Source organism: Bradyrhizobium sp. NBAIM18, assembly GCF_020193825.1.
In the GTDB taxonomy this organism is placed as follows: domain Bacteria; phylum Pseudomonadota; class Alphaproteobacteria; order Rhizobiales; family Xanthobacteraceae; genus Bradyrhizobium; species Bradyrhizobium yuanmingense.
The window spans coordinates 59,369-67,658 of the sequence record NZ_JADYVO010000030.1; the positions used below are offsets into that span (position 1 = coordinate 59,369).

The window sequence follows — 8,290 nt, forward strand, 5'->3', positions numbered from 1 at the left end:
GATGCCTCAGTTGCCGCTGAACATGGTGACGTTGCCAGGCTGATAGCCGCTGCGCGTCGAGAATATCCTGTATTGCTGCTGGCCCTGCGATTCGGTCGCCGTCACGCGCGCCTGCTCCAGCGCGTCCGCCCTCCCCTTTGCGGCAAGAACCGCGACAAGATCGGAAAGTTGCTGGGAGTGCAGAGCAAGAAGCTGGTTGCCGGCTTGAGCGGCCTGGAGGGCGCCGCTAGCCGACTGGCTGGCGGTGACCAGCGAGCTCATTGCGCCGGAGTTGGTCGAGATATTGCCGACGACGCCGGCCTGCACCTTCAGCGAGTCCTCGAAGGCGCCGACTGAGTTCTGCCAACGACCTTGAGCCGCGGCAAACATTGTCGCATTCGAGCCCGTCGCAGCCGCCGTGCCGTATGTCGTGGAATAGGCCGTCTGGATGCGCTCGACGTTGAAGGCGATGTTTTGGGCCTGGCTCAGCAGCGACTGGGTCCGTGCGACCTGTGCCTGAAGCTGGGTCAGTGTCGACAACGGCATGTTGGCCAGGTTCTTTCCCTGGTTGACCAGGCTCTGGGCCTGATTGTTTAGCATCTGGATCTGATTGTTGATCTGCTGCAGCTCGCGGGCCGCGGTCAGGACGTTCTGGCTGAAGTTGGTGGGGTCGTAGACGATCCACTGCGCGGAGGCCGGCGCCGTCACAAGCGGCGAGATCGACAAGGTGAGCGAGAGAGCGGTCGCAGCAGCCAAGCCAGCGCGCCGCACGTCATGAGTCGTCATGATTGCACCTCCAGGTTTGTCAGGTCAGGGATGAGATCGGCGGCCCAGAGCAGCTCGTGATCCGCGAGCCAGGCGGCCGTGAAGTCGTCGCGGCCGTGCTCGGCGAGCAGCCGTTCGATGGCGGCATGGTCGGCCTTGGAGGACGCAGCGCAGAAGGCGAGCGCGACCGGCCCGAGGCCGAGTTCAAAGAGCCGATTGCCGCGGCGGGACTGGCAGTAGTAGTCCCGCTTCGGCGTCGCCCGCGCGATGATCTCGATCTGGCGATCGTTTAGGCCAAACCGCTGATAGATGGCGGTGATCTGCGGTTCGATCGCGCGCTCGTTCGGCAGAAAGATGCGCGTCGGGCAGCTCTCGATGATTGCGGGTGCGATATTGCTGCCGTCGATGTCGGAGAGCGACTGGGTGGCAAAGACGACGGACGCATTCTTCTTCCGTAGCGTCTTCAGCCATTCCCTGAGCTGTTGCGCAAAGGCCGGATCGTCCAGGACAAGCCACCCCTCGTCGATGATGAGGAGGGTCGGCCGGCCGTCGAGCCGTCCCTCGATGCGATGGAACAGGTAGGTGAGGACGGCAGGCGCAGCACCGGCGCCAATCAAGCCCTCGGTCTCGAACGCCTGCACCGAGGCAAAACCGAGCTGCTCGGCCTCCGCGTCGAGCAGGCGGCCGGAGGCGCCGCCGACGCAATAAGGTTGCAGCGCCTGCTTGAGCGCGGTCGATTGCAGGAGAACCGTGAGGCCGGTGATCGTGCGCTCCTCGACCGGCGAGGACGCCAGCGAGGTCAACGCCGACCAGACGTGCTCCTTCACGGTCGGATCGATGGTGACGCCCTCCTTGGCGAGGATCGCGGTCACCCATTCGGCCGCCCAGGCGCGCTCCGCCGCATCGCCGATGCTTGCGAGCGGTTGAAGCGAGACTGAATCCTCGGCGCTGTTCGACAGGCTGCCGCCGAGGTCGTGCCAGTCGCCACCCATGGCAAGCGCCGCCGTGCGGATCGAGCCGCCGAAATCAAAGGCAAAGATCTGGCTCTTCCGATAGCGGCGGAACTGGATCGCCATCAGCGCCAGCAGCACGGACTTGCCGGCGCCGGTCGGGCCGACGATCAGGGTGTGGCCGACGTCGCCGACATGGAGCGAGAAACGGAACGGCGTCGAGCCTTCCGTCTTGCCGAAGAACAGCGGGGCGCTGCGGAAATGCTCATCGCGGTCTGGCCCGGCCCAGACCGCCGAAAGCGGAATCATGTGGGCCAGGTTCAATGTGGAGAGCGGCGGCTGACGGACATTGGCGTAGGCGTGCCCCGGCAGAGAGCCGAGCCAGGCTTCGAGCGCGTTGACGCCTTCCGGCATGCAGGTGAAGTCGTGACCCTGGATGACCTTCTCGATCAGGCGAAGCTTCTCAGCGGCGAGGCCGGGATCCTCGTCCCAGACGGTGACGGTCGCGGTGACGTAGGCTTGGCCGACGTCGTCAGTGCCCAGTTCCTGCAAAGCGAGGTCGGCATCGACGGCCTTGTTCGCCGCATCGCTGTCGACCAGTGTCGAGGCCTCGTTGGTCATCACCTCCTTGACGATGGCAGCGATCGACTTTCGCTTGGCGAACCACTGTCGGCGAATCTTGGTCAGCAGCTTCACCGCCTCGGTCTTGTCGAGGAGGATCGCGCGCGTTGACCAACGGTACGGGAACGCAAGCCGGTTCAACTCGTCGAGAATTCCGGGATGGGTGGCGGTCGGAAAGCCGACCACCGTGAGCGTGCGAAGGTGGTGGCGGCCAAGGCGCGGCTCGAGGCCGCCGGCGAGCGGCTCGTCCGTGAGCAACGCGTCGAGATGCATCGGCGTCTCGGGGACGCGTACGCGCTGTTGCCGGGTCGAGATGGTCGAATGCAGGTAAGTCAGCGCATCGCCGTCATCGAGCCACGCCACCTCCGGCATGAACCCTTCGACCAGTTGCAGGACGCGGTTGGTCCGATCGACGAAGCCACGCAGCAGTTCATGAGGATCGACGCCGCTCCGCGCGCGTCCCTCATAGAGCCAGCCCTCGATGCGCGAGGCGTCCTCGGCTGGCGGGAGCCAGACGAAGGTCAGGAAATAGCGGCTCTCGAAATGCGCACCGGCCTCCTCGAAAGCGTCCCGTCGCTCCAGATCGACCAGCGCTGATGCGGCATCGGGAAAAGTATTGTGCGGATAGGTATGGGCAGCGATGCGCTGGGCCTCGACGAAGATCGCCCAGCCTGAGCCGAGACGCCGCAACGCGTTGTTGAGGCGGGCCGTCACGCCGACGAGTTCGGCAGGCGTCGCGCTGTCGAGATCCGGACCACGGAAGCGCGCCGTGCGCTGGAACGCGCCGTCCTTGTTGAGGACGACGCCCTTCTCGACCAAAGCGGCCCAGGGCAGAAAGTCGGCGAGACTGTGGGGCCGGTTGCGATATTCGGCAAGATTCAGCATGGAGGCCTCACGCGCCGAGATAGGATGGATAGCGGAGGTGGCGTCGAACGACGTCCACGAACTGCGGGTCGCGCTTGGCCGCCCAGACGGCTGCGGCATGACCCGCAGCCCAAATCAGCGCTCCGGGAATCCAGAGGTGGAGGCCGAGCGCGATTGCGGCCGCCAACGTGCCGTTGGCGATCGCAACCGTCCGGGGCGCACCGCCCATCAGGATCGGGTCGGTGAGCGCGCGATGGACCGGCGCGAAGAAGCCTGGCACCTCCGGATCGACGATCGCGGCCATTACACCAAGGCTCCGCCGGAGAAGCTGAAAAAGGTCAGGAAAAAGCTCGACGCGGCGAAGGCGATCGACAGGCCGAAGACGATCTGGATCAGCCGGCGGAAGCCGCCGGAGGTATCGCCGAAGGCGAGCGTCAGGCCGGTCACGGTGATGATGATGACCGACATGATCTTGGCGACCGGACCTTGCACCGACTCCAGTATCTGATTGAGCGGCGTCTCCCACGGCATCGAGGAGCCGGAGGCGTAAGCCGCGGGGGCAAAAGCGATGGAGATGAAGGCAATTGCCGCGAGCTCGGTGAAGCGGCGGCGAACGTCACGGATCGCGGGAGGGAACTGGATCATGATGGGTCCTTGGGAAGCGAAGATTGGCCGCCCGCTCCGGCCGATTGGACGCGGTAATCGCCAGTGGCGGGATCAAGACCGGCGACGAGGGCGAGTTCGGCGAGGCGGCGTTCGCTGCCACGGCCGCGCAGCACCGCGACGAGATCGATCGTCTCGGCGATCAGCGCCTTGGGAACGGTAAGGACGGCTTCCTGGATGAGCTGCTCGAGGCGGCGAAGCGCGCCCAGCGCCGTGCCGGCGTGAATCGTGCCAATCCCACCGGGATGGCCGGTGCCCCAGGCCTTGAGGAGCTCCAGGGCCTCGCTGCCTCGGACCTCGCCGACCGGAATCCGGTCGGGACGCAGACGCAAGGAGGAGCGGACAAGATCGGATAGCGACGCCACGCCGTCCTTGGTTCGCAGCGCGACCAGATTCGGAGCGCGGCATTGCAACTCACGCGTATCCTCGATCAGGACCACGCGATCGGTGGTGCCGGCGATCTCGGCCAGCAGTGCGTTTGTTAGGGTGGTCTTGCCGGTCGAGGTGCCGCCGGCGACCAGGATGTTCTTGCGGGCGGCAACGGCTTCGCGGAGCAGGCCCGCCTGCCCGGCCGTCATGATGCCGGCCGCCGCGTAGTCATCCAGGGTGAAAACCGCGACGGCGGGCTTGCGGATCGCAAAGGCCGGCGCCGCAACGACGGGCGGGAGAAGCCCCTCAAACCTCTCCCCCGTCTCGGGGAGCTCGGCCGAGACGCGCGGCTTCTCGGCATGCACCTCAGCGCCGACATGATGCGCGACCAGGCGCACGATCCGCTCGCCGTCGGCAGCGGACATCGTTCGTCCGCTATCCTCCAGCCCGCCGGACAGCCGGTCGATCCAGAGCCGGCCGTCGGGGTTGAGCATCACCTCGACGATCGAGGGGTCTTCGAGGAAAGTCGCTATCGCAGGGCCAAGCGCGGTGCGCAGCATGCGTGCACCACGCGAAAACGCTTCCGAATGGAGTGAAGTGCCCGCCACGATCGTCCCCCGATGGCCAATCGCGGTAAGCGATCGGCGACGGGGATGGATAGAAAAGGCATGAACTGGGGCAGTTCAACAAGTATTCAGCCGGCGTAGGGCGCAGGCGTAGAGCAGAGCAAAAATACTTGCAGGGGCGTGTACCCATCAAACTTCAGCGGTCAATTTTGCGGCCAATATGCTCTCAAAAAGCACGGATCACGCTCGTATTGAGCTCACGGTAGAATCTCGCTCAATTCAGGCGAACCTGGCGGTTGGCTTTTCATGAGCGTCGTGAACGTTGGTTCTGATCGTAGCGCGCACTCAACAAGGCGGTCAAAAACATCGCGAGAACCGAGTCCAAACCTAGGCATAGCAGCAGAAAAACGAGAACGCCCTCGTCGACCGCCAGTCGTTCCTTCGCGAACGGCACCAGCGGCCCCCAGGCCGCCATACCAAAACCAGCGACAAAAAATGCAAGACGCATCGCCAGCCGCGTGGCCGGCCGATCGGCAGACATTTTTAGGAACTCCGAAGGCAATTGTTGGCGAGCGCAGCGCGCGGGTAATCTGCACAGCCTGGCGGCATGTTAGGGCGATCGAAACGGACTAGCCACCCGCTAAAAATGAGGGGGCTTTTAGGTCACTGCGCACAGACTCTGGTCTGTCCAACTTTCTCACGCGCCGGGCTCGATCGTCTCCACCAGCCCGTAGATTCGGCCGTGATCGACCCTGTATGAGCTGTACCGTGGACCTGAGCTCGCGGCGTGCGTCACTGCGGGTGCGATCCCTAGCAGGCTGTTGAAGAACTCAGCCGCGTTCGCAAACGAAGGCTGAATCGTCGCCATTGTGGATGTAGAAGTGACCGACGAGCCTGCCCGCAGTGCCGATCATAGCCCATCCGCGACCGCAGGCGGGGTCATTCTCATCGTGCCCTTCCCATGAGAACTCCGCGCAGGCCGAACCGTCTCGCGCGCCATAGCGGACATCGAGGAAGCCCTTCAGCGCACCGAAGGCAATTTCACCGTCGGACTTGCCCTTGAAGGTGAGATGCGCCTCTTCGACGAGGTCGAGGAAGTCGCCGTCCCAATTGTCCATTTCGACGATGCGCCAGCGGCCAGCAAAGGCCTTGGCGAAGCCAGGCACCTTGGCCATCAGCCGGCCTCCGCAATCAGCTTGGGCAGCCGCACCAGATTGTAGGCGGCTTCAGCGAAGGTAAAAGCCCATCCGACGCGTTCACGGCCACGGAAGCGGGTCTTCTCTTGCCCCGCGACCGTCTTGATCCAGCCGAATGCCTCCTCGATCCGCTTACGGATGCGCTGGCTGACGGCGTAGCCGCTGTGCCGGGTCGTTCGCCCGTTTATCGCAGAGCTACGACCGCTGGTGTTCTGTGCAACATGCGGCGTCACATTCATCGACCGCAGCTCGTTGACGAAGTCTTCTGCATCATAGGCTTTGTCGGCGCCAAGCGTGATCGCTGTCGGTCGGTCGGCAAGAGGCTCGATCATGTGCAGCGCGGCCACCCGTTCGGCGTGCCCGTCGGCCTGCGTCAGGCAGGCGTCAACCAGCAGGCCGTGGCGGTTCTCCATCAGCCCATGCCCGATGAAGCACAGCTTCGTCTCCTTGCCTTTACCCTTGCGGTATAGCCGGGCATCGGGATCGGTGGTCGACGCATGGGTGTCGTTCGAGCGTTTCTGGCCATGGTAGTTCGCTTCGGCATTGCGCCCGCCGCCTTGCGCCGGCGGCTCGCGCGAGCCGTCCTTCGGCTTGACGCTCTTCATCGAGGCCCAGGCCTCGATCAGCGTGCCGTCGACCGAGAAGTGATCGCTCGACAGAAGCTTCTTCACCTTGGGCTGCGCCAGCACCGCCGCCAGGAACTTCGCCGCGATGTCGCCTTCCAGCAGCCGGTCGCGGTTCTTCGAGAACACCGAATGGTCCCAGGCTGGGTCGTCAACGCCGATGCCGACGAACCAGCGGAACAGCAGGTCGTATTCCAGCCGCTCCATCAGGAGCCGCTCCGAGCGGATCGAATAAAACGCCTGCAACAGCATCGCCCGCAGCAGCTTCTCCGGCGGGATCGACGGCCGCCCAATCGGCGAATAGAGCGCGGCAAACTCACGCTCCAGCGTCGACAGCGCCTCGTTCACCATCGTCCGGATCGCCCGCAGCGGATGATCACGCCGCACCCGCGCCTCCAGGTCAACGTAGCTGAACAGCTCACCCGTTCGTTTGTCGCCGCCGCGCACGCACCATCTCCGAATCTCGTCGGAGCCAATGAATCACCGTCGCCGGTCCGCGGCGAGCGCCTTTTTCAACAGCCTGCTAGATGTGGTGTTTCAAAAGGTTGTCCATCTGGTCTGAACCGAGGAAGCTGAGGTTGCGAAGGTTCAGCGTTCCGAGGAGAGACCAGATGGACGTCCACAAGAATGGGCCTTTGACGACCAAAGCTCCAGAGGCGATGGTACGAGGCGTAGTCGAGAGTTAATGGCATGGACCACGCCCGCTCTCAGGGGCAACGTGGATTGAGCCCGGCGGGGCGGCAGCAGGAGCGCAGGCCATATCGAATACGAACCTTGTCACAATCGGCATCGATCTCGAGAACATACTCCACGTCGTCGGTCTCGATGCCACAGGCGCAATTACGCTACGCAAGAAGCGGTCGAGAAATCAGCTGGTGCCAGTTGCTGGGCAATGTTCCGCGTTGTCTGATCCAATGGGGCGTGTGCAGGCGCTCATCACCTGGGGCGCAAGCTCAAGTAACCGGCGGCCGTCACGCCGAGCCGCCGGATCGGCCGCTCCTCGTTGGGCCTGGTGAGCAACTCGCCGATCACCGCGTTGACTTCGGCAAGGCTGTAGAAGACCCGGTGGCGCAGGTGGCCGAGCAGTCAGCGCTCGACGATGAGGACAGCCTGCTCGACCTTGGCCTTGGAGAAAGTCGTCGACTACAGGCCGTGTAGGTACGACCCGCCAAAAGGTGCAGATCACTCATCCCTTCCATCCGCTGTGCGGTCGCATGTTCGATCTGATCTGCCGGCGGCGACATTGGGGCGAAGACCGGGTGATCTATGAAGGGCAGAATGGACGACTTTGCACGATTGCGAGCGCCTGGACCGACATCGATCCCGTGGATGAGCTTCGGCTGATTGCCGCGGCTCGAGCAGCCTTTAGGACCATTGATCTGCTGGCCTTTGTGACGCGCTGGATCGGCTCGCTGAGGGTTTGAGGTCCGACCATGCGTAAAGAGAATTACGCCGCGCATGCAAAGGGATTGACGCCGCTCCACAGCTGCCAAACGACGGATTTATCGGATATTCTCGCAAAGTATCAGCATATAGTGCCGGCTTGGGGAAGGCCAAAAAACAGGATCCGAAGAGCGCGGCGCTGGCGCAGGACGGCGTCCTCAATCCCGACCCCGAAGCTGTCCGCGACCTGCTGTTCGTCGGCAATCCATTCTTCGATGCCAAGGACTTGGTCCAGGTCCGTTACGAGATGG

At 63.8% G+C, this 8,290-nt stretch carries 8 protein-coding genes and 2 pseudogenes; 1 reads left to right on the forward strand and 9 read right to left on the reverse strand.

Annotated elements, in window-relative coordinates:
• Positions 1 to 6: 6 nt before the first annotated feature.
• The 9 genes and pseudogenes from trbJ to I6F17_RS34930 form a co-directional block, all read right to left on the reverse strand.
• Positions 7 to 765 carry a P-type conjugative transfer protein TrbJ gene (gene trbJ, locus I6F17_RS34890; RefSeq protein WP_109141603.1) on the reverse strand — a complete coding sequence of 253 codons (759 nt, stop codon included), beginning with the start codon at positions 763 to 765 and terminating at the stop codon, positions 7 to 9.
• Positions 762 to 3,200 carry a conjugal transfer protein TrbE gene (trbE, locus tag I6F17_RS34895; protein WP_109141604.1) on the reverse strand — a complete coding sequence of 813 codons (2,439 nt, stop codon included), beginning with the start codon at positions 3,198 to 3,200 and terminating at the stop codon, positions 762 to 764. The genes trbJ and trbE overlap by 4 nt, the downstream gene beginning before the upstream one ends.
• A gap of 7 nt (positions 3,201 to 3,207) precedes the next feature.
• Complete coding sequence (locus I6F17_RS34900) at positions 3,208 to 3,483, reverse strand: VirB3 family type IV secretion system protein (protein WP_225130570.1); 276 nt, start codon at positions 3,481 to 3,483, stop codon at positions 3,208 to 3,210.
• On the reverse strand, positions 3,483 to 3,824 hold the full coding sequence (locus tag I6F17_RS34905) for a TrbC/VirB2 family protein (RefSeq protein ID WP_109141606.1): 342 nt from the start codon (positions 3,822 to 3,824) through the stop codon (positions 3,483 to 3,485). The genes I6F17_RS34900 and I6F17_RS34905 overlap by 1 nt, the downstream gene beginning before the upstream one ends.
• Positions 3,821 to 4,819 (reverse strand): P-type conjugative transfer ATPase TrbB, encoded by a 999-nt coding sequence (gene trbB / locus I6F17_RS34910; RefSeq protein ID WP_109141607.1) that lies wholly within the window; start codon positions 4,817 to 4,819, stop codon positions 3,821 to 3,823. The genes I6F17_RS34905 and trbB overlap by 4 nt, the downstream gene beginning before the upstream one ends.
• Before the next feature lie 281 nt (positions 4,820 to 5,100).
• A pseudogene (locus I6F17_RS34915) lies at positions 5,101 to 5,318 on the reverse strand (MFS transporter); the annotation flags it as partial.
• A gap of 289 nt (positions 5,319 to 5,607) precedes the next feature.
• Complete coding sequence (locus I6F17_RS34920; RefSeq protein ID WP_109141608.1) at positions 5,608 to 5,952, reverse strand: hypothetical protein; 345 nt, start codon at positions 5,950 to 5,952, stop codon at positions 5,608 to 5,610.
• On the reverse strand, positions 5,952 to 7,043 hold the full coding sequence (locus tag I6F17_RS34925; RefSeq protein ID WP_225130571.1) for an IS5 family transposase: 1,092 nt from the start codon (positions 7,041 to 7,043) through the stop codon (positions 5,952 to 5,954). The genes I6F17_RS34920 and I6F17_RS34925 overlap by 1 nt, the downstream gene beginning before the upstream one ends.
• A gap of 522 nt (positions 7,044 to 7,565) precedes the next feature.
• A pseudogene (locus tag I6F17_RS34930) lies at positions 7,566 to 7,724 on the reverse strand (IS21 family transposase); the annotation flags it as partial.
• A gap of 47 nt (positions 7,725 to 7,771) precedes the next feature.
• Between I6F17_RS34930 and I6F17_RS34935 the strand changes: the two are divergent.
• Positions 7,772 to 8,020 (forward strand): DUF5372 family protein, encoded by a 249-nt coding sequence (locus I6F17_RS34935; RefSeq protein ID WP_225130572.1) that lies wholly within the window; start codon positions 7,772 to 7,774, stop codon positions 8,018 to 8,020.
• The last annotated feature ends 270 nt before the right edge of the window (positions 8,021 to 8,290 follow it).

Excerpts from the sequence above, each read along its gene's own strand:
- trbJ (WP_109141603.1), bottom strand. The coding sequence starts at position 765 with ATGACGACTCATGACGTGCGGCGCGCTGGCTTGGCTGCTGCGACCGCT.
- trbE (WP_109141604.1), bottom strand. The coding sequence starts at position 3,200 with ATGCTGAATCTTGCCGAATATCGCAACCGGCCCCACAGTCTCGCCGAC.
- I6F17_RS34900 (WP_225130570.1), bottom strand. The coding sequence starts at position 3,483 with ATGGCCGCGATCGTCGATCCGGAGGTGCCAGGCTTCTTCGCGCCGGTC.
- I6F17_RS34905 (WP_109141606.1), bottom strand. The coding sequence starts at position 3,824 with ATGATCCAGTTCCCTCCCGCGATCCGTGACGTTCGCCGCCGCTTCACC.
- I6F17_RS34920 (WP_109141608.1), bottom strand. The coding sequence starts at position 5,952 with ATGGCCAAGGTGCCTGGCTTCGCCAAGGCCTTTGCTGGCCGCTGGCGC.